The organism is Candidatus Protofrankia californiensis (assembly GCF_900634765.1).
GTDB lineage: Bacteria > Actinomycetota > Actinomycetes > Frankiales > Frankiaceae > Protofrankia > Protofrankia californiensis.
Genome location: NZ_CAAAFT010000120.1, coordinates 3,754 through 4,415, shown reverse-complemented (window position 1 = coordinate 4,415; position 662 = coordinate 3,754). Strand labels below are relative to the sequence as shown.

Annotated in this window: 1 protein-coding gene; it reads left to right on the top strand. The window is 67.2% G+C overall.

The features are described 5' to 3' along the window. Positions 1 to 55: 55 nt before the first annotated feature. Positions 56 to 662 (top strand): NADP-dependent phosphogluconate dehydrogenase (locus DD1DGNOD_RS07170; RefSeq protein WP_131769711.1); only part of this gene is annotated, 607 nt, incomplete at its 3' end.

The following is a 662-nucleotide window of genomic DNA, read 5'->3' as shown; positions in this document are numbered from 1 at the left end:
GGCCTCCGACCGCACCGCACCGCACCGCACCAGACAACAACCAACAGGAGACCTCGTGCAGCTCGGGATGATCGGCCTTGGCCGGATGGGCGCCAACCTCGTGCGCCGGCTGATGCGCCACGGCCACGACTGCGTCGTCTACGACGTCAACGCCGACGCGGTGCAGCAACTGGTGACCGAGGGCGCCACCGGAGCCACCACGCTGGCCGAGTTCGCGGCGAAACTCTCCGCCCCCCGCGCCGCCTGGGTGATGGTCCCGGCCGGGATCACCGGTGAGACCGTGCTCGCGCTGGCCGAGCACTTCACCGCCGGCGACATCATCATCGACGGAGGGAACTCCTACTACCGTGACGACGTCGACCGGGCAAAGGAGCTCGGCGGCCGGGGCATCCACTACGTCGATATCGGCACGTCCGGCGGGGTCTTCGGGCTGGAACGCGGATTCTGCCTCATGATCGGTGGCGAGAGCGACGTGGTGTCACACCTTGACCCGATCTTCGCCGCGATCGCCCCAGGGTTCGGGCAGGCACCGCGCACACCGGGGCGTATCGGCGAACCGACCAGGGAGGAAAAGGGTTATCTGCATTGCGGGCCAAACGGTGCCGGGCATTTCGTCAAGATGATCCACAACGGTATCGAGTACGGCATGATGGCCGCGTTCG